This is a genomic window from Sphingomonas sp. NFR15 (assembly GCF_900103265.1).
GTDB lineage: Bacteria > Pseudomonadota > Alphaproteobacteria > Sphingomonadales > Sphingomonadaceae > Sphingomonas > Sphingomonas pollutisoli.
The window spans coordinates 193,504-210,589 of the sequence record NZ_FMWX01000003.1 but is presented as its reverse complement, the minus strand read 5'-3'; the positions used below and the strand labels follow the sequence as shown (position 1 = coordinate 210,589).

The 17,086-nt window shown below is 65.2% G+C and carries 22 protein-coding genes; 16 read left to right on the top strand and 6 right to left on the bottom strand.

Going from position 1 to position 17,086, the window contains the following annotated elements:
* Positions 1 to 362: 362 nt before the first annotated feature.
* Both BLS81_RS09060 and BLS81_RS09055 read left to right on the top strand, forming a co-directional pair.
* On the top strand, positions 363 to 536 hold the full coding sequence (locus BLS81_RS09060) for a hypothetical protein (protein WP_176787097.1): 174 nt from the start codon (positions 363 to 365) through the stop codon (positions 534 to 536).
* A 97-nt stretch (positions 537 to 633) separates the two neighbouring features.
* Positions 634 to 957, top strand: coding sequence for a hypothetical protein (locus BLS81_RS09055; RefSeq protein ID WP_093223243.1), 324 nt, complete (start codon positions 634 to 636; stop codon positions 955 to 957).
* Between the two features lie 33 nt (positions 958 to 990).
* Here the strand turns inward: BLS81_RS09055 and BLS81_RS09050 are convergent, their stop codons facing one another.
* From BLS81_RS09050 to BLS81_RS09045, 3 genes are all read right to left on the bottom strand, one after another.
* Positions 991 to 1,815, bottom strand: coding sequence for a Crp/Fnr family transcriptional regulator (locus tag BLS81_RS09050; protein WP_256326156.1), 825 nt, complete (start codon positions 1,813 to 1,815; stop codon positions 991 to 993).
* Between the two features lie 139 nt (positions 1,816 to 1,954).
* The gene (locus tag BLS81_RS20385; RefSeq protein WP_143023332.1) at positions 1,955 to 2,149 is read right to left on the bottom strand and encodes a hypothetical protein; all 195 of its coding nucleotides are present in this window, start codon (positions 2,147 to 2,149) and stop codon (positions 1,955 to 1,957) included.
* A gap of 144 nt (positions 2,150 to 2,293) precedes the next feature.
* Positions 2,294 to 2,500, bottom strand: coding sequence for a DUF5818 domain-containing protein (locus BLS81_RS09045; RefSeq protein ID WP_093223240.1), 207 nt, complete (start codon positions 2,498 to 2,500; stop codon positions 2,294 to 2,296).
* A gap of 324 nt (positions 2,501 to 2,824) precedes the next feature.
* Between BLS81_RS09045 and BLS81_RS20730 the strand changes: the two genes are divergently transcribed.
* Positions 2,825 to 3,286 carry a hypothetical protein gene (locus BLS81_RS20730; RefSeq protein WP_176787096.1) on the top strand — a complete coding sequence of 154 codons (462 nt, stop codon included), beginning with the start codon at positions 2,825 to 2,827 and terminating at the stop codon, positions 3,284 to 3,286.
* Positions 3,287 to 3,563: 277 nt separating this feature from the next.
* Here BLS81_RS20730 and BLS81_RS09035 read toward each other — a convergent pair whose 3' ends face one another.
* Together BLS81_RS09035 and BLS81_RS09030 are read right to left on the bottom strand one after the other, a co-directional pair.
* Positions 3,564 to 5,042 carry an MFS transporter gene (locus BLS81_RS09035; protein WP_093223237.1) on the bottom strand — a complete coding sequence of 493 codons (1,479 nt, stop codon included), beginning with the start codon at positions 5,040 to 5,042 and terminating at the stop codon, positions 3,564 to 3,566.
* On the bottom strand, positions 5,039 to 6,487 hold the full coding sequence (locus BLS81_RS09030; RefSeq protein ID WP_256326155.1) for an NAD(P)/FAD-dependent oxidoreductase: 1,449 nt from the start codon (positions 6,485 to 6,487) through the stop codon (positions 5,039 to 5,041). The genes BLS81_RS09035 and BLS81_RS09030 overlap by 4 nt, the downstream gene beginning before the upstream one ends.
* 247 nt (positions 6,488 to 6,734) lie before the next feature.
* On the opposite strand from BLS81_RS09030, the gene BLS81_RS09025 reads away from it, so the two are divergent.
* From BLS81_RS09025 to BLS81_RS09000, 7 genes are all read left to right on the top strand, one after another.
* Positions 6,735 to 7,034: an EthD family reductase gene (locus BLS81_RS09025; RefSeq protein ID WP_143023330.1), complete on the top strand. Its 300-nt coding sequence runs from the start codon at positions 6,735 to 6,737 to the stop codon at positions 7,032 to 7,034.
* 36 nt (positions 7,035 to 7,070) lie between these two features.
* On the top strand, positions 7,071 to 7,418 hold the full coding sequence (locus BLS81_RS09020) for an EthD family reductase (protein WP_218123113.1): 348 nt from the start codon (positions 7,071 to 7,073) through the stop codon (positions 7,416 to 7,418).
* 85 nt (positions 7,419 to 7,503) lie between these two features.
* Positions 7,504 to 8,394: an NAD(P)-dependent oxidoreductase gene (locus tag BLS81_RS09015; RefSeq protein WP_093223235.1), complete on the top strand. Its 891-nt coding sequence runs from the start codon at positions 7,504 to 7,506 to the stop codon at positions 8,392 to 8,394.
* Positions 8,394 to 8,645 carry a hypothetical protein gene (locus tag BLS81_RS21055; RefSeq protein ID WP_256326154.1) on the top strand — a complete coding sequence of 84 codons (252 nt, stop codon included), beginning with the start codon at positions 8,394 to 8,396 and terminating at the stop codon, positions 8,643 to 8,645. Before BLS81_RS09015 ends, BLS81_RS21055 begins: the two co-directional genes overlap by 1 nt.
* Before the next feature lie 26 nt (positions 8,646 to 8,671).
* The gene (locus tag BLS81_RS09010) at positions 8,672 to 9,520 is read left to right on the top strand and encodes an alpha/beta fold hydrolase (RefSeq protein WP_093223722.1); all 849 of its coding nucleotides are present in this window, start codon (positions 8,672 to 8,674) and stop codon (positions 9,518 to 9,520) included.
* Positions 9,521 to 9,555: 35 nt separating this feature from the next.
* On the top strand, positions 9,556 to 10,086 hold the full coding sequence (locus BLS81_RS09005) for a VOC family protein (protein ID WP_093223233.1): 531 nt from the start codon (positions 9,556 to 9,558) through the stop codon (positions 10,084 to 10,086).
* A gap of 45 nt (positions 10,087 to 10,131) precedes the next feature.
* Positions 10,132 to 11,124 (top strand): alpha/beta hydrolase, encoded by a 993-nt coding sequence (locus BLS81_RS09000; RefSeq protein ID WP_093223232.1) that lies wholly within the window; start codon positions 10,132 to 10,134, stop codon positions 11,122 to 11,124.
* A 5-nt stretch (positions 11,125 to 11,129) separates the two neighbouring features.
* On the opposite strand, the gene BLS81_RS08995 is transcribed toward BLS81_RS09000, so the two are convergent.
* The gene (locus BLS81_RS08995; protein WP_093223230.1) at positions 11,130 to 11,990 is read right to left on the bottom strand and encodes a LysR family transcriptional regulator; all 861 of its coding nucleotides are present in this window, start codon (positions 11,988 to 11,990) and stop codon (positions 11,130 to 11,132) included.
* Between the two features lie 281 nt (positions 11,991 to 12,271).
* On the opposite strand from BLS81_RS08995, the gene BLS81_RS08990 reads away from it, so the two are divergent.
* From BLS81_RS08990 to BLS81_RS08965, 6 genes are all read left to right on the top strand, one after another.
* Positions 12,272 to 12,775, top strand: coding sequence for a sigma-70 family RNA polymerase sigma factor (locus BLS81_RS08990; protein ID WP_093223228.1), 504 nt, complete (start codon positions 12,272 to 12,274; stop codon positions 12,773 to 12,775).
* The gene (locus BLS81_RS08985; protein WP_093223227.1) at positions 12,765 to 13,406 is read left to right on the top strand and encodes an NrsF family protein; all 642 of its coding nucleotides are present in this window, start codon (positions 12,765 to 12,767) and stop codon (positions 13,404 to 13,406) included. Before BLS81_RS08990 ends, BLS81_RS08985 begins: the two co-directional genes overlap by 11 nt.
* 112 nt (positions 13,407 to 13,518) lie before the next feature.
* On the top strand, positions 13,519 to 14,100 hold the full coding sequence (locus BLS81_RS08980) for a DUF308 domain-containing protein (RefSeq protein WP_093223225.1): 582 nt from the start codon (positions 13,519 to 13,521) through the stop codon (positions 14,098 to 14,100).
* A 61-nt stretch (positions 14,101 to 14,161) separates the two neighbouring features.
* Entirely contained in the window at positions 14,162 to 14,587 is a 426-nt protein-coding gene (locus tag BLS81_RS08975) for an organic hydroperoxide resistance protein (protein ID WP_093223224.1), read from the top strand.
* A gap of 2 nt (positions 14,588 to 14,589) precedes the next feature.
* The gene (locus tag BLS81_RS08970; protein ID WP_371128259.1) at positions 14,590 to 16,053 is read left to right on the top strand and encodes an FAD-containing oxidoreductase; all 1,464 of its coding nucleotides are present in this window, start codon (positions 14,590 to 14,592) and stop codon (positions 16,051 to 16,053) included.
* Positions 16,053 to 16,784: an aspartate/glutamate racemase family protein gene (locus BLS81_RS08965; protein ID WP_093223220.1), complete on the top strand. Its 732-nt coding sequence runs from the start codon at positions 16,053 to 16,055 to the stop codon at positions 16,782 to 16,784. The genes BLS81_RS08970 and BLS81_RS08965 overlap by 1 nt, the downstream gene beginning before the upstream one ends.
* Positions 16,785 to 17,086 lie beyond the last annotated feature (302 nt).

Genomic DNA, 17,086 nt, shown 5'->3' with positions numbered 1-17,086 from the left:
ATGGAATGCTAGAAGCGCTCAAGCAGCCGGTCGACGCTTGTCCGAACAGTTGCACCTTTGCGCTAATTTGGAGCGCGACCTGGGTAGCTTGCCAAGTTCTTCGGAAGAAGGGCGCGTCGACGCGATCTTCATCGCCACACCTTCCCAACTGAGGTGCCTACGCTCGCGCAACCAAGCCCGACGCATTGCGCATCGTCGGCAAAATCGGTGATCCGCGCGGCTGAGATGCACAGGATGCGGGCGGCGAGCAGATTTAAGAGCTGAAACGATCCTGCGCCTGATCGAGTTTATTGCCGAAGGCTATCGGTCTACTCCAGGCTGGTTCTGTCGAGCGTGAGGGCACGCCACAGGAGATGAATGCGATGGCTTCTCAAGCGAAGGCGGATAATCGAAGCTACTTCAGGCAACGTGCGCGGCAGGAGCTTGAAATGGCCGCCACCTCCGAGAACAATGCGGCGGCATTGGCGCACCTCACGCTGGCCGAGGAATATAGAAAGCGCGTCGAGGCGTCCGAGACAGCGGCAGAGCCGGAATAAGTCCGCCGCTCGGGTCGTCGAAATGATGGCCCCGGTTGCGGTCTCGTACTGCGGCTTGTCATGAACCCAAGCACAGAACGGCTACCCGGTCAGCAAGATGACGAACGAAACTTCGCACGCGGATTCCTCCTTCAGCGAGGATCACAATCCGCAACCCGACGCACAGGGCCAGGCCGCCTTGCTGCTCATCGAGAGCCTCATCCATAGCTTGCTCGACAATGGTGCGCTGACCAAGCCTCAGGCGCTCGAAGCGATCGAGAGCGCGTTGCAGGTAAAGGAGGAGAGCGCCGCCGAGGAAAAGGAGCCGGATCGTGTTTTGAGAAAGTCGCTCAGTTTACTCGTGAATATGAGGAATAGCATCGAAGCGCATTCCGGCCGCTACGACCCGGCGGATCAGGGCGCTCCGCAGGATGAGCAATAGAGACTGCTGGACTGGTGGAGCGCCGCCCCGGCTTCAGTCGCGACCTGAAAAAACTGCACTTAGCGGCCCGTCGAAATACGGCGCGACCTGATCGAGATGAAGGTATAGCGGGTTGAAGTCGCCTTCTCTCCTGATCCCGTTCCAGTCGCGGATGGAAATCCATCGGCCACCGTGCTCGATCAGTCCGTCCGCGACCAGTGCCTTGATCGTGCGGTTGACATGAACGCTGGTCAGGCCGGTCGCATCGCCCAACTGCTCCTGGGTCATCGGCAATTGAAACCGCTCGGCGTCGATGATTCCGGCGGCCTGCATGCGGACCGCGATTTCACACAGGATATGCGCAATGCGCGCGCGTGCGTCGCGGCGTCCGACATTGAGAACCCACTCCCGATAGATCGAGGCATCGACCAGACCTTCGACCCATAGCGCCCGCCCGACCGCCGGCCGAGTCAAGGCGATGTGTTGAAGCGCTTCGCGGTCGATGTCGGCGATCTGGAGTTCCGTCAGCGCTTGTACGCTGTGATCTGCGACGTTGAGAAAGAGGTGCTGAAGATCGAGCATATCGCCCCTGAGATGAAGCGAGACGATCTGGCGCGCACCCGTAACCGTCAATTTATGGCGGAACGCCATGCCGGAGATGATGAGGCCGCAATAGGGCTTGGGCGCTTCGCCCTCCCGCACGATATAGGTCGTGGGATGCACATACCGCACGGTATGGGGCAGCGATGCGACAGCGGCGACATCGTCTTCGCTCAACGCCGCACGTTGCGAAAGCCGGCGGCTGAAGACTTCGAGTGGGGTTGACGACATGCTGTCTCCAATGGCGGGAGCACACACATATCTCTCGATCGCCAGCATGCCAGGTGCTCCATCCAGCGATGCGCCGCTATAACATGGGGACTAACATCGACCATAACCTCCTTCGTGCGGTGTGTTTTGCGCGGCGACCGGACCGTGCGTCGCCAATCCTGATCGTCGCGCGGCGCGGCGTGGACCGTCACGGCAGATCGTCGTTCCGCTCATGCGGGCACGCTCGCATCACCGCGCCTTTGCCGAGCGGGTCGATGTGGATTTCGTCCAGCTTGGCCAGCAGACCGTCGAACATGCCGTCGTCCTCGACCGGAATCGCGCGGGTGAAGGTCGATCCGAGCCGATCGAGATCGCTCCGGGCCAAGCGCCCTACTGCGGTCATTCGAATGTCATTCATAATTGGTCCCGTCTCGGACACAACCAATTGCAGTGCCGTTCGTGCCATCCGTTACGGTCGCGAACGTTTTAATGCTGTCGCTGCTTCCCGACTACCTTGCGGACAGAGCCGCGAGCCTCGTTTTGTCGGTCACCACCCCGGACCTATGCCATCCGCCGAGACAAGGCCGTCCGCTAGCAGCGTGCCGATCACCCGCACGCGCTTTTGGATGAAATCGACCGGCACACGGCGCAGCTCCAGCGCATAGCGCCCGCCAAGGTCACGGCGAAGATAGAAGCCGGCACCGTCGCGGATCAGCGTGCCAGTTTCGTCGATGCGGGTTCCGATGTGATCCATAGGAGCGCGATACCGGCTGATCGCGGCGAACTTCAAGGCATCACGGTGGCTAAGCAGTTCAACGGCAGTCGCCCAATGGCGGACGTCGGGCTGTCAGCGCTTACAGTCCTTCAACGGGAATGCACCACTCGTTTCCACATTGGACACTTCGCGGATGGGCCACCGTCTCGCAAGCGCCTGCACCGCGTCGTCCGAGAGCTTGCGTGCCCTAGCGATGTCGCTACCTTTCGAAAACCCGACGACGATCTGTGAAGGTGCCTCGGCGAAGTTTCCAGCGCTGAACCCAATTGCATCAGGTCCAACCGTTCCGACGTTCACGGTAGGATGCGCAACCGGCAGATTGTGCTGAATTTTGGCAGCAGAATTAAGGTCAGCTTCGGTTTCGCTGCTGTTGTCGTAAAACGGGAGCGTGTTGGCTGCCGCGACTCCCTTGAGCACGGCTTTCATGGTCGCGATCTGGCCTATGTCGCCCAAGCAGAATTGCACCATTCGGAAGGGGCGCTCGCCCGTTCCGCACGCTGGGACCGCCAGAACGAGGGCAAGGATTGCAATCGAGCTTTTCATTGCCCGAGCGTGCGCGGAACAGCGGCAATGCGCAATGTCCGCTCTCCACCAGTTTTGCGCGTACATCGACGCGGCTTGGCCGTTCGGAATAACCGCTGTCGGCTGAAGCTGCCGCTTTCCACCTTTGCGTTGAACGGCGGCGGCAAATCATGCCTCGCGGGTAGGAACATGGTCCCTGCAGACAAAACCGAAGGTTTTTCGCTGTCTCGCTTGGAATCCTAAGAGTTGCGCACCGATTCCTGTGTGATAAAGTGTCTCTTGGCGAGAAAGAGATGAAATTCACGCTTCGAAATCAACCGCTTAGGTGCCCATGAGATTTTCTCTTCTGGGCACCAGTTTCTCTCAAAGCATTGAAAATGCACGGGGATCGTCGGAGAGACGGTCCCCGGAGGGCGTTTGCTGCGGACAGACTGCGACGGATTGACCGGGCGCCCAGCCTGAGAGCCCGATCGCCCTCGGCGAAGCGTATCGCAGGACGGTTTCTCCTCGCGCCGGACGTTCACCGCTGTTCGCCTGCCCCAGATCGACGCGAGGCGTCCAGGCATGCCAAGACCGTCAAACACGCAAGCGCACCGATCAAAGGGGGTATCCACGCCATCGCCAGAAGATCGCGCTGCGCACGCGGCCCGATCGGCGCTCCCGCGCTCCAACCGATCATGGTGAGGCCGTGGCCAAGCAATGCCCCACTCAGCCCGCCGCCGATCTTCAGGGCCAGCAACAATAACGCGACAGGCAACCCTTCGCACCTGATCCCGGTTCGCCGCTCGCCGTGATCGACGGCGTCGGCGAGCAGCACCCAGATCATCATCTGCAAACCCGCGTTGCCGACGCCGAACAGCGCGATCCCCGCCATCGCGAGGGTCGGCTCGATCGCGAACACGGCGAGCCCCGCGGCAACCGCGACCAACGCCAAGCCCAAGGCGGCGCGCCGTTCCAGGCGCCGGGCGATCGTCATCCAAATCGGAAGCGCGACCAACTGGGCCGCGGCCAGCATCGTCAATGCGGTTCCGGTCCAGGACGCATCCTGGAGCACGCCTTTTCCGATATATGCGAAGCACCGGGCGAAGACGGGAAGCGTGAGCGCCTGCGCGAAACCGAGCGCCAGCAGAAGCAGCAACGGCCGATTCGCGATGATCCAACCCGGTGACGTACGCGGCGCAACGGCCGCGCGCGCCGGCATCCGTTGCGGGGCGGAGGACGCCGAGATCCACAGCGTGCCGACATAAGACATGGCAGCAAGCCCGGTTACCGCGACCAGATCATAGCCGCTCTCGCGCGGCGTGGCGACAAATGCGCCCGCGAAGTGCGCGACGGCCAACGCGCCGAGGCAACTGAACATGTAACGCAGACCGGACACGGTCGTGGCGCTCTCCGGCGTCGTGGTCAGGCGCATCATGAGGGCATTATGCGCGACGTCGCACGCGGAATACGCGGTTCGGAACAGCGTCACGGCCGCGACCGCCCAGATCACAATGGAGTTCCCGCGCCATTTGGGATCGATGAAGAAGATCGCGAAGACCATTCCGACGACCGGCGCGCCGACGAACAATATGCGCCGATACACCGCGTTGCGATCCGCCGGACGGTCGAGCAGCATTCCCAGCAGGGGGTCGCAGATGCCGTCCCAGACCAGCCCGATCATCACGACGAGGCCCGCGATCGCGGGCGAAACGCCCCAACGTTCGGTGAGGATGAACAGCAGGAAGAAGTCCATCGTCGAAGCGAGGGCATTCTTGCCAAAATTGCCGCTGGCATAGCCCAGCATCCGCGCCGGACGGACCGGGCCGGGCCGGGAACAGACATTTTGATCGGGGGCGCGGGGCTCCATCGGTCGGCGCCTTAGCGCCGATGTCTTGCAGTTGCAGGACATTTCGCCGCGCAGCTCCTCGTCGAGATACCGATCCAGGTGCTGGATCGCGGCGGCACAGCCAAGCCCAGGACGCTTGCCCGCCGCAGCGAGGCGGGTGCCGCGCGTCAACGCCAGGTGCGGTCTGTTCCGAAAGTGCCCAACCCGGGCGCCTGCGCCGCCGGAATGCTCTCCGGCCCGGCTGATGGTGCCGGGGTGCCGCGCTCCAGAGCAGCGTCCTCGGCGGACTCCGTGATCAAGCGAGCACGTCTCCCGAAGGTGAGATAATCCCAAAGCCAACTGAATCCAACGGCGATCCGGTTACGCAGCCCGATCAAAAAGTAAACGTGCGCGACGCCCCAGAAGGCCCAGCCTAGAAACCCCTTCAGAGTGAGTCGGGAGAGCTTCACGACCGCGGCCTTTCGACCGATGGTCGCGAGGTCGCCCTGGTGCCGGTATTCGAATGCTCCCAGGGCGGGCGCCCCTGCGGCACGCGCGGCAATCGCCTTTCCGACATACTGGCCCATCTGCTTGGCGGCCGGTGCGATGCCAGGGACAGGCTTGCCCGACGGGGAGGACACCGCGGCCGTGTCGCCGATGACGAAGATTTCAGCACGGCCGGGAACGGTGAGGTCCGGCTCGGCCTTCACGCGGCCGGCGCGGTCCTTCTCCGCCCCGAGCCAGTCGGCGGCGGCCGAAGCGGCCACGCCCGCGGCCCAAATCGCGGCGCCGACCGCGATGCGGCGGTCACCCACGACGACATAGTCGGGGCCGATGTCCGTGACGGGCGTGCCCGTCTCGACTTCGACGCCGCGGCGCTCGAGCGCACGTTGTGCATAGGCGCTCAGATCCTCGGGGAAGGCGGCGAGCACGCGCGGACCTGCCTCGACGAGGAGGACGCGCGAGCGTGCGGGGTCGATGTTACGGAAGTCACGAGGCAATGCCTCGCGCGCCATGTCGGCGATCGCGCCGGCCATTTCGACCCCCGTCGGACCGCCGCCGATGACGACAAAGGTGCAAAGCGCCTGGCGTGTGGCCGGATCGGGAGCGAGCTCGGCCCGCTCGAACGCAAGGAGAATGCGGCGCCGGATCTCCGTCGCATCTTCGATGCGCTTCAGCCCTGGCGCATGCGGCGCCCAATTCTCATGGCCGAAATAGGCATGCGTCGCGCCGGTCGCGATCACCAGTTGGTCGTAGCTGAAGTCGCCGCCGCTCGTGCGGACGAGGCGGCGGCGAATATCGACGCCGTTCACCTCCGCCATCAAGACGGTGAGGTTGCGCTGGCCCGAGAGGATGGAGCGAATCGGCCACGCAATGTCTGCGGGGCTGAGCGTCGCCGTCGCGACCTGATACAGCAGCGGCTGAAAGCAATGATGGTTCTGGCGGTCGATCAGGACGATCTCGACGGGCGAGCGCGCCAGTGTCTTGGCGGCCTCGATGCCACCGAAGCCCCCGCCGACGATCAGCACGCGCATCGGCGCCTTCGCAAACCCGTGCGTGTCGGTGTCGCCAACCCCATCGGGTTTGCCCTCGGCGCCGGAAGAACCGGCAGGCTCGGGCGGTTCTCGATCGCTCATCATGTCGCTCCTCGAAACCATGACTGGCGCTCAGCCAGACGACATTTCAAAGAATGAAGCGCCGCCTCGCGGTGAGACGCTCCACCCTAGGCCAGCAGCGCCTTCTGGACCAGAGCACGGTCGTGACGGGTCCGTCCGCTGTCCACGACGACAGTGCCGAAAGCCAGCGAACCACCCACAATATTGAACGTACAGAGTTCAATCCTGTCAGTTTACGATCATTGTTGATCGGTCCACATGCTCGTCCATGGCACATGCAACCCTGATCGTAACGTGCAGCGGCGGCACCTACTTCGATCGCGACCATTATGTCGATGTCCACCTCCCCTTGGCGCTCGCCTGCTGGCAGCACCACGGGCTGGAGAGCGCTTCCGCCTTCTTTCCGCGGAACGCCGACGCCCCGGAGGTGTCCGTGGGCCTCTACCGGTTCCGCGACGAAGACGCGCTGCACGCCGCGCTCGCATCGGCCGAGACGGCGGCGGTGATGGCCGACGTTCCCCGCTTCACGGACGCGACCGTGTCTCGGAGCGTGGGCACGCCCCTCTGAGCGCAACGGCCTTCCTCCACTTGAAGGAAAAGCACGATGGAATTCTCCGATCGCCAGCTCGCGGACATGGCGGATCAGCCCGACGCGGTCATCGTCTATGTCACCTATCGAGGCACTGTCGGAACCCGGTTCGACAAGAACTATTACGTCGAGCGTCATCTGCCGCTGGTGATGCGATCCTGGGCGCGTTACGGGCTCGAAGGCGTCGCCGCCTTCTTTCCCGGCGCTATGCAGAACGGGACCATAGCGATCTGCGAGTGCCGCTTCCGCGACGAGGCAGCGATCGCAGCCGCGTTCGCGTCACCGGAGGCCGGTCCCGTCATGGCGGACCTGGAGCGCTTCACCGACGTCACACCGCGCCGGGTTCTCGGAATTGCTCTGTGATCGGCGCCGGCGAGACGATGAGCGTGGCACGCCGCGCCGCCTGCGCCCCATGCACATCACCCATCCGAGCACCAGGAGATAGACCATGCGGATCGGATGTATCGGCCTCGGCGTCATGGGCTCGGCAATGGCCCTGAACCTGGTGAAGGCGGGCCACGATGTTCGCGCCTGGAACCGGAGCAAGCTCGCCAAGGATAATGTCCCCGGAGTGGCGCTTGTCGAACGCGCGGCCGATGCGTTCGAGGCCGACGCCGTCTTCACGATGCTGTCCGATGACGCGGCCATTCGCGACGTGATTCTCGATGCTGGTCTGCTCGCGAGCGCGCCACCGGGGCTTACCCACGTCGTCACCTCGACGATCTCGGTCGCTTTCGCACGAGAATTGGAGCTGCTGCACGAAGAGGCGGGGCTCGGCTATGTGTCCGCACCCGTTCTCGGCCGGCCGAACGTGGCGGCGAATGGCCAGCTCAACATTCTGGCGGCGGGAAAGGCCGATACGGTTGCCACGATCGAGCCGCTGCTCGCGCCGCTCAGCAAGAAGGTCTGGAAGTTGGGGGAGAGCCCCGCTCGGGCCGCGAAGCTCGCCTGCAATATGATGATCGCCATGGCTATCGAGGCGATGGCCGAAGGTGTCGTGCTGACCGAGAGCCTCGGACTCGACCGTGTGGATTTCTTCGAGCTCATCCTCGGCACCCTGTTCTCGGGCCGCGCCTATGAGAGCTACAGCGCGCAGATCACGGAACGGTCCTTCGAGCCCGGTTTCAAAGCCAGGCTCGCACTCAAGGACATGCGCCTGGCGAGCGAGGCCAGTCACGAGATCGGACGCACGCTCCCGATGCTCGAAGCTGTCCGCGAGGGACTCGGCAAAGCCGTCTCGGCGGGGCTCGGGGAGAAGGACTGGTCGATCATCGGCGATATGACCGTTCGCGGCGGCGACAGCGTCACGTCGTCAGAACACATCGCCGAGAAGCCGTGATGGAAACCTGGCTCATCACAGGCTGCTCGAGCGGCTTCGGCCAGCGGCTCGCGCTCGCGGCGGCCCAGCGCGGCGACCGGGTGATCGCGACCGCCCGGCGGTGCCCCGCTCCATCTACCGCTCGCCCGGTCGGGCACGCGATCGCCGAACGAAAGCTGGCGGCGTTCCGTAGCGATATCGACGCCTGGCGCGACGTCACGATCGCCACCGATTTCGACCGGCCCTGCGCGCCGGCCCCAAGCTCCGTTTGAACGTCAACATCGACTGGAAAGCGATCATGACCGCGACTTTGAAGGGATTTACCCAGCAAATGGTGCCGGCGAACGGCATCAAGATCAACGCCGTCACGGGCGGCTCGGGTCCGCCGATCCTGCTACTGCACGGCTGGCCGGAGACATGGTGGGAATGGCACCATGTGATGCCGCTGCTGGCCGAGCATTTCAGCGTGGTCGCGATCGATCTGCGCGGCGCCGGCTTCTCCGACTGTCCGCAGGGCGGCTATGACAAGGCGACGATGGCGCGCGACGCGCACGACGTCATGGTCGCGCTCGGCCATGAACGCTACGCCGTGTGCGGACACGACATCGGCGGCATGGTGGCGTTGCCGCAGGCGGCACTCCATCGCGAGGCTGTCACGCATCTCGCCATCCTCGACGTTCCGCTTCCCGGCTGGAGCGGATGGGAGGCGACGACCGCGAGGCTGTGGCACTTCAGCTTTCATATGAACCGGGATCTCCCCGAGCGGCTGATCCACGGCCGTGAATATGACTATATTTCAACGTTCATGGCCGAGCGGTTCTACGATCACGGCACCTTCGATCCGGCGGACATCGAGATCTACGCGAAGGCGATGGCGCTTCCTGGCCGCACCCGTGGCGGCATGGAATGGTATCGCACGCTCGACGCCGACCATGCTGCCGCGCTCGAGTACAAGAAGCACCCGCTCGAGATACCCGTACTTGGCCTGGGTGGAGATCAGCGCTTCGGCCCGCAGATGGTGCCGATGCTCATGGAATTCGCCGGCAATGTGACGGGCGGCGCGATCGCGCGGTGCAGCCACTATGTCGCCGATGAACGACCGGAAGACGTCGCGGCCGCTCTGATCGATTTCCTCAACGCCAAATGAAACTTCGCAGTCGCTTGAACGAAAGGAAGACTGTCATGACCGCACCTGTCATTCGCGGCGTCAATCATATCGGCATCACGGTGCCCGACATCGAAGCCGCAAAATCGTTCCTGGTGGACGCTTTCGGCGGCCAGGTGATCTACCAGTCGTTCGGACCGCAGGACCCACCGCGGCAGGGGCCCGAATTCGAGCGGGCCGTCGGCGCTTTCCCCGGAACGGTCGTGCGCGGGCAGGCGATGGTCAAGATCGGAACCGGGCCCGATATCGAGCTCTTCGTAATGCACGGCCCCGAACAAGCCCAGCCGATCCGAGCGAGCGACTTTGGCATCACGCACTTCGCCCTGTACACCGACGACATCGACGCTTCGGTCGAGCGCTTCGAGAAGGCCGGAGGCACCCCGCTCACCGCGCCGCGCGCTATTCCCTATGCGACCGAGAAAGGGCCGGGGAACAAGGTCTGCTACTGCCGCATGCCGTGGGGCACGACGATGGAATTCATCACCACGCCGGACCGCATGCCCTACCATGACCAGACGGAACTGCGTAGGTGGCAGGACGAGGATTGAGCGAAGCGCGAACCGGCGCCGAGATAGGGATCGAGGTCACATCCAATGGACGACACATCGCCGGGCGTGCGGCTGCCCGCCCGCACGCTTCCGTCTCCCACCTCCATCAGTTCGGAGGCGCGCGCCGCGCTCGACCGTCTTGTCGACGCCGACGGTACGCCGCTGAACGCGAAGCACCGGATGCCGGAACCCGAGGACTATGACGGCTGGATCCGAATGAAGACGGCGGTCGATGCCCAATATGCCGCCAGCCTGAAGGGTCTGGCCGGAACGTTGCACGCCAGCGTCGAGACCATCCAGGTCGGCGATGCCGCCGTCCACATCGCCACGCCCGAGACGGTGACCGCGACGCACGGCGCCTACCTCGATCTGCACGGTGGCGCGCTGGTGGTTGGAGGTGGAGATGCGTGCCGCGTCGGCGCGCAGATGCAGGCGGATCTTCACGGCCTGCGCTGCTACGGAGTCGACTATCGAACACCGCCCGAGCACCCCTATCCTGCGGCACTGGACGACACGCTCGCGGCCTATGCGCATGTGCTGAACCATCATGCGCCTTCGAACGTGATCGTCGGCGGCAGGTCGGCAGGAGGCAATCTCGCGGTCGCCATGCTCCTGCGGGCGCGGGACGAAGGGCTGCCCATGCCGGCTGGCCTGGTCCTCCTGTCGCCAGAGGTGGACCTGACCGAATCCGGTGACAGCTTCGAAGTGAACCGCTTGGTGGACGTGATGCTGCCGTTGCCGCTGATGTCGGCGAACTTGCTGTATGCGAACGGAGCGGATCTCTCCCATCCCTATCTTTCCCCGCTGTTCGGCGACCTGACGGGTCTGCCGCCGACGCTGCTGCAGTCGGGCACCCGCGATCTCTTCCTCTCCAATACCGTGCGCATGCACCGCGCCCTGCGGAGCGCGGGCGTCAATGCCGAGCTTCACGTCTTCGAGGCGATGCCGCATGGCGGCTTCCTGGGCGGCACCCCGGAGGATCTCGAGCTCAGCAACGAACTTGCCCGCTTCGTGCGAACACGGTTGAGCGGCGGCTGAAGCGCTCAGGGGAGCACCTCGCGCAGGTGATTGTCCACAACCGTGATGAAAGCGCGCAGGCGTTGCAGGTGCCTCAGATCGCGGTGGTAGCCCATCCAGATGTCGCGGCTGGGCGGCTCTGACGGGAGACCGAGCAGGCGCAGTCCTGGGATCTGGGAGCCAACGGCGCGGGGCAGGACGGCGATGCCGACACCCTCTCTGCACATGCGCGCCTGCACGTTGCGGTTGTTCGAGCGCATGACCGGCCTCGCGTTGGGGAAATTTTCCGTCAGCCAGGCGATATCGGGGAACTGCCCCGTCGATGTGTCGTGGGTAACCAGACGGAAGCCGGTTCCGTCGCCGAACACCGGATCGGGTGCGCTGGCGGCGACGTACACGCCGTAGTTCAACCGGGTGAGCCGCCGTTGCACGATGTCAGAGGTGTCGAACGGCACGATCCGGAAGGCTATGTCCGATTCGCGCTGGGCGAGGCTGAAGAGGCGCGTCCCAGTGAGGATCTCGACATCGACGCCAGGATAGGCGTTCGTATATTCCGCTATGATAGGGGGCAGGACGTAGGCGCCGAACCAGTCGGCCGAGGAGATACGCAGGCAGCCGCGAAGGTTCTGCTCCTGGCCGGCGAGCCGCCGCTCCATGGCGAGCGCGCCCTCCTCCATCTGCTCCGCGAGAGTAATGATGGCGCTCCCTTCCTCCGTCAGGACGAACCCATCGGCGGTTCTCTGGAACAGCGTTTGGCCGGTCGCTTCTTCAAGCGAGCGGAGGCGCCGGCCGATGGTGGGATGGCTGAGCCGCAGCGCGCGCGCGGCGCCGCCCAGCGTGCCGGCCCGCGCCACGGCCAGGAAGATACGGACGTCACTCCACTCCATCGCATGTCCTCACGCATCGCACTGGCGGGGCAGAGCCCGAACGCCCGGCGGTCGATCTTTCCGCCCCATCCTTGTGTGACACGTCAGGCCGGAACGGCAGCCACGCAAGCCGGCGTGACACAAAAAGTTCGACAAGGCGTGACCGGCATCGCGCGGCGCGCGAATAAGAGATCATGCGCCCGGACTTTCTATCGAGAATCATCTCAGGGTCGTCGCCGGGCGCGGCGCGGCTCGGTCGTGAGGGGCCGTCCCGGACCGCACCCGACGGTTGGAGCAGCCTGATGGAAGCTGCCCAGAATGGACATGGCGGCGCCTATCGGCGGCTGCTCGGGGAGACATCGGAATGGCTCAAGCGCTACTTCGAGCGGCGACTGCCGCCGGGCGACGTGGACGATGCCGTCCAGGAAACGTTGCTCGCCATTCATCGGCGGCGCCATACCTACGATCCGCAATATCCGTTTGGACCCTGGCTGGCGGCGATCGCCAAGAACAAGTGGGTCGACCAGTTGCGCAGCCTGGCGCGCCGGCCGGCAGACGAACTGCCCGACGAGATCGCTGTCGGCGACCACGAGGCGTCGGTGGTCAGCAGCTCGGTTCTCGCCAGCCTGCTTGACCAACTTCGCCCCGCTCAGGCGCAGGCGATCCTGCTGGTCAAAGTGCAGGGCTACAGCATCGAGGACGCGTCCGGCGAGATCGGCCTCTCCCCCTCGGCTGTGAAGATGAACATCCACCGCGGCCTCGCGCGCCTTACCGCAATCATCGAGAAGACCCCCGATGTCGAATGAAGCCTTGATCCTCGACCTGTCGTCCGACCTCACGCCGATCCAGCGCCGCAGCATGCTGCGTGAAGGCGCGCTCGTCTTCGCACTCGGCGGGGTGGAACTCGCGCTTTTTCTCGCCTTGGGTGTGATGCGGCCGGACATGCACCACATGGCCGGGTCGCCCTATCTGATGTGGCGCGTGGGAAGCCTGGGGCTGCTGGCCGTGGCGGCATGCGTGATGGCCATCCGCTCCTTCTCGCCAACCGCGCGGCCCCGGCAGGGGCTGATGATCGCCTGCGCTCTCGCGGTGATGGCGATCGCCGCAGGCGCGTTCGTCGCGCCGGAAGGCGTGAACCACCGCGCGCTGATGGAGCGCATCAACCCGGCCGGCGGCATGCTGTGCGCCACGTCGATCTTCGTGCTCTCGCTGCCGATCGTCGCCTTGCTCGGTGCCCTGATGCGCAGGGCCGCGCCGACCCAGCCCCGGCTCAGCGCGCTTGCCTCGGGGATTGCCGCAGGCGCCTGCGGAGCCTTCGTGTTCGCGTTCTGCTGCCCCTTCAACGATCCGCTCTACGTGGTGGTCTGGTATTCCCTCGGGTGCGCCGCCGTCGCGGCCGCGGCACGATGGCGCCTGCCACGACGCTTCCGCCTCTAACCTGATCGGGCGCGGCACCTAACGCCCCGCGCGCCGCCTCAATCACCTTCACCGACCCACCCGGCTTCCGGGACGGGAGACGTGCGCCTGCATCACAGAAAGGAATCATGCCATGAAAACCATCACCGACACGAAGGCCCCGGACCGAGACTGGCTCAAGAGCTATTATTACCTGCGCTTCGCGGTTGCCGCGATCTGGGTCGCGCTCGCCTTCACCGTCGCCAAGGCCATGCCGCCGCTGGCGGCGGTGATGCTCGTCGCCTATCCGGCGTGGGACGCGCTGGCGAACTATCTCGATGCCAGCCGGAGTGGCGGCTTGGGCAGCAACAAGAGCCAGATGCTCAACTTCGTCGTCAGCGTCGTGACCGCGGTCGCGGTCGCCGTGACGCTGCCGCACGGCATGCACGCGGTTCTTCAGATCTTCGGCGTGTGGGCCGTCCTCTCCGGCCTCTTCCAGCTCATCACCGGCGTGCGGCGTTGGAAGTCCTATGGAGCCCAGTGGGCGATGATCCTGAGCGGCGCCCAGTCCGGTCTCGCCGGGGCATTCATGCTCAGCAAGGCGGCCGGCCCCGCGCCCGTCGGTATTGCCGACATCGCGCCTTATGCGGGGTTCGGCGCCTTCTACTTCCTCGTCTCGGCCGTCTCGCTGACCATCAGCGACGCGCGCCGGCGCCCAAAAGCCGTCGCGGCCTGACGCGCTTCTCCATCACCTCCGGCGCAGGAACGGCCTGCGCCCCCCATGAAAGGAATGAATCATGTCCATCGACGTAAAATATCGCACCTCCGCCACCGCGAATGGCGGGCGTGACGGCCGTACCCGCACCGAGGACGGGACGCTCGACCTCCAGTTGTCCACGCCGAAGGAACTCGGCGGCCCCGGCGGCGAAGGGACCAACCCGGAGCAGTTGTTCGCGTCGGGATACTCCGCGTGTTTCCTGAGCGCGCTCAAGTTCGCCGCGCACCAACTGGCGCTCCCCGTCCCGGCCGGCGCGGCGGTCACCGCGACCGTCGGGATCGGCATGCGCAGCGACGGCGGCTTCGGTCTGGATGTCGAGCTCGCCGCGGCGCTGCCGGGGTTGGAACGCGCCGATGCCCAGCGACTGGTCGAGGCGGCGCACCAGATCTGCCCCTATTCCAACGCGACGCGCGGCAATATCGACGTGCGCCTGAGCATCATCTGATCTTGACGGGCCTGCCGGCTGCAGGCCCGTTGTCTTCCCCGGCGCGTCGCGCCATGGCCAATATCGAGAGGTATCCTCCCATGCGCAGCTTCGACGCGATCATCATCGGTGCCGGTCAGGCGGGGCCCGCGCTCGCCGGTCGTCTGAGCGAGGCGGGCCAATCGGTCGCCATCGTCGAACGCCATCATGTCGGCGGCACCTGCGTCAACACCGGCTGCCGGCCGACCAAGACGCTCGTGGCGAGCGCCTACGCCATGCATACCGCCCGACGGGGAGCGGAGTACGGGTTCACCGTCGCGGGGCCGATCGCTGCCGATATGAAGGCGGTGGCCGCCCGCGCCGACAAGATCATCCGCGAGGGCCGCGCCGGAAACGAAAATTGGCTGTTCGGCATGGCCAATGTCGAACTGGTTCGCGGTCATGCGCGCTTCGAGGCTTCCAACATCGTGGCGGTCGCAGGTGAACGGCTGACCGCGCCGCGTATCTTCATCAATGTCGGCGGTCGCGCGGTGGTACCGGACATGCCGGGCATTGGCGACGTTCCGATTCTCACCAATACCGACATCGTGGCGCTCGACACGCTTCCCCGGCACCTCGTGGTGATCGGCGGCAGCTACATCGGGCTGGAATTCGCGCAAATGTATCGCCGCTTCGGCGCGGCGGTCACGGTGGTCGAGCGGATGGGCCGGCTGATCGCGCGTGAGGACGAGGACGTGTCCCACGCCATGCGCGAGATCCTCGAGGCCGAGGGCATTTCGGTGCGAACGGACGCGGACTGTATCGGTTTCGCGGCCAAGGGTGATGATATCGAGGTGCGCGTGGACTGTGCCTATGATGCGCAGCCGGTTCTTGCCAGTCACGTGCTCATGGCCGTGGGACGACGGCCGAACACCGATGACCTCGGGCTGGACGCGACCGGCATCGCTCTCGACGCGCGCGGCTACATCACCGTGGACGACCAACTGCGGACCAACGTTCCGGGTGTCTGGGCACTCGGCGACTGCAACGGTCGTGGTGCCTTTACCCACACGGCCTACAATGATTTCGAGATCGTTGCTGCCAACCTGCTGGACCGGGAGGAGCGAGGCGTCAGCCAGCGGCTGCCGGGCTATGCGCTCTATACCGATCCGCCGCTCGCCCGCGCCGGCATGACCGATGCACAGGCGCTCGCGACGGGCCGGCCGCTTCTGCGCGCGACCCGGCCGATGAGCCGGGTCGGTCGAGCGGTCGAGAAGGGCGAGACGCAGGGGTTCATGAAGGTTGTGGCCGATGCGGAAACGCGCCGCATTCTGGGCGCGGCGATCCTCGGCACCGGCGGCGATGAGGCGATCCATGGCATTCTCGACATGATGAACGCCGACCAGCCGGTGGAGCAGCTTCGCTGGGCGGTGCCGATCCATCCCACCGTGTCGGAGCTGATCCCGACGGTGTTGCTCGATCTTCAGCCGTGGAAAGGAAACGCCTGATGCGCATGATTGGCTTGATCGGGGGTATGAGCTGGGAAAGCTCGGCGGAATACTACCGCCTCCTCAACGAAGGCGCTCGCGCGCGCCTCGGTGCGACGGCCTCGGCGCGGTGTCTGCTCTGGTCGTTCGATTTCGCGGAAATCGAGGCGTTGCAACATGCCGGCGACTGGAGCCGCCTCACCGAGCGGATGGTGGACGCCGCCCGGCGGTTGGAGGCGGCCGGAACGGACCTGCTGCTGATCTGCACCAACACCATGCACCGGATGGCAAGCGACGTGCAAAGCGCCGTCGCCATCCCGCTGATCCACATCGCCGATCCGACGGCCGAGCGGATCGTGGCCGCCGGCTTCCGCAAGGTCGGGCTGCTCGGCACGGCGTTCACGATGGAGCACGACTTCTACAAGGGGCGGCTGACCGAACTTTACGGTCTGGAGGTGATCGTTCCCGACGCGGACGACCGGGCAACCGTGCATCGCATCATCTATGACGAACTGGTCGCAGGACGCATCGAACCCGCGTCGCGCGAGGCATACCGGGCGGTGATCGCGCGTCTCGTCGATGTGGGCGCCGAGGCGGTGATCCTTGGCTGCACCGAGATCATGCTGCTCGTGCGCCAGGAGGACAGCGCCGTGCCGATCTTCGACACCACCGCGATCCATGCGGACGCGGCGCTCGACCACGCGCTGGCGACCGACGCTCGCATTGATGCCGCGCAACGGACGATTACGTGAACAGCCAGAAGATGGTCGCGATGGACGGCCAACTCGGGGCGTTGCCGAAGGCGACGCGCCTCGTCCTGATGTCAGCATCAGCCTTGCTCCTCGTCGGTGCTGCGGCGCCTGAAGCGTGCTTCGCCGTCACGCTTCCGCCCGCTCTCGCGGAGGACGCCAGCGTCCGGCCGCCGGTGTTCGCCGCGCCGGCGACGCGCGAGAGCGCGACGAGCAGCGCAGTCGGCCTGGCGCCGACACGTCGCGTTTCCGTCGCGGCGCGCGATGTCGCCAGTTTCGGGGCGGGCCGCTCCGTGACGACCCAG

Excerpts from the sequence above, each read along its gene's own strand:
- BLS81_RS09055 (WP_093223243.1), top strand. The coding sequence starts at position 634 with ATGACGAACGAAACTTCGCACGCGGATTCCTCCTTCAGCGAGGATCAC.
- BLS81_RS09030 (WP_256326155.1), bottom strand. The coding sequence starts at position 6,487 with ATGAGCGATCGAGAACCGCCCGAGCCTGCCGGTTCTTCCGGCGCCGAG.
- BLS81_RS20385 (WP_143023332.1), bottom strand. The coding sequence starts at position 2,149 with ATGACCGCAGTAGGGCGCTTGGCCCGGAGCGATCTCGATCGGCTCGGA.
- BLS81_RS09000 (WP_093223232.1), top strand. The coding sequence starts at position 10,132 with ATGGACGACACATCGCCGGGCGTGCGGCTGCCCGCCCGCACGCTTCCG.
- BLS81_RS09015 (WP_093223235.1), top strand. The coding sequence starts at position 7,504 with ATGCGGATCGGATGTATCGGCCTCGGCGTCATGGGCTCGGCAATGGCC.
- BLS81_RS08965 (WP_093223220.1), top strand. The coding sequence starts at position 16,053 with ATGCGCATGATTGGCTTGATCGGGGGTATGAGCTGGGAAAGCTCGGCG.
- BLS81_RS08975 (WP_093223224.1), top strand. The coding sequence starts at position 14,162 with ATGTCCATCGACGTAAAATATCGCACCTCCGCCACCGCGAATGGCGGG.
- BLS81_RS09010 (WP_093223722.1), top strand. The coding sequence starts at position 8,672 with ATGACCGCGACTTTGAAGGGATTTACCCAGCAAATGGTGCCGGCGAAC.
- BLS81_RS08980 (WP_093223225.1), top strand. The coding sequence starts at position 13,519 with ATGAAAACCATCACCGACACGAAGGCCCCGGACCGAGACTGGCTCAAG.
- BLS81_RS09050 (WP_256326156.1), bottom strand. The coding sequence starts at position 1,815 with ATGCTGGCGATCGAGAGATATGTGTGTGCTCCCGCCATTGGAGACAGC.
- BLS81_RS09025 (WP_143023330.1), top strand. The coding sequence starts at position 6,735 with ATGGCACATGCAACCCTGATCGTAACGTGCAGCGGCGGCACCTACTTC.
- BLS81_RS20730 (WP_176787096.1), top strand. The coding sequence starts at position 2,825 with ATGCGCAACCGGCAGATTGTGCTGAATTTTGGCAGCAGAATTAAGGTC.
- BLS81_RS09060 (WP_176787097.1), top strand. The coding sequence starts at position 363 with ATGGCTTCTCAAGCGAAGGCGGATAATCGAAGCTACTTCAGGCAACGT.
- BLS81_RS09045 (WP_093223240.1), bottom strand. The coding sequence starts at position 2,500 with ATGGATCACATCGGAACCCGCATCGACGAAACTGGCACGCTGATCCGC.
- BLS81_RS08995 (WP_093223230.1), bottom strand. The coding sequence starts at position 11,990 with ATGGAGTGGAGTGACGTCCGTATCTTCCTGGCCGTGGCGCGGGCCGGC.
- BLS81_RS21055 (WP_256326154.1), top strand. The coding sequence starts at position 8,394 with ATGGAAACCTGGCTCATCACAGGCTGCTCGAGCGGCTTCGGCCAGCGG.
- BLS81_RS08985 (WP_093223227.1), top strand. The coding sequence starts at position 12,765 with ATGTCGAATGAAGCCTTGATCCTCGACCTGTCGTCCGACCTCACGCCG.
- BLS81_RS09020 (WP_218123113.1), top strand. The coding sequence starts at position 7,071 with ATGGAATTCTCCGATCGCCAGCTCGCGGACATGGCGGATCAGCCCGAC.
- BLS81_RS08990 (WP_093223228.1), top strand. The coding sequence starts at position 12,272 with ATGGAAGCTGCCCAGAATGGACATGGCGGCGCCTATCGGCGGCTGCTC.
- BLS81_RS09005 (WP_093223233.1), top strand. The coding sequence starts at position 9,556 with ATGACCGCACCTGTCATTCGCGGCGTCAATCATATCGGCATCACGGTG.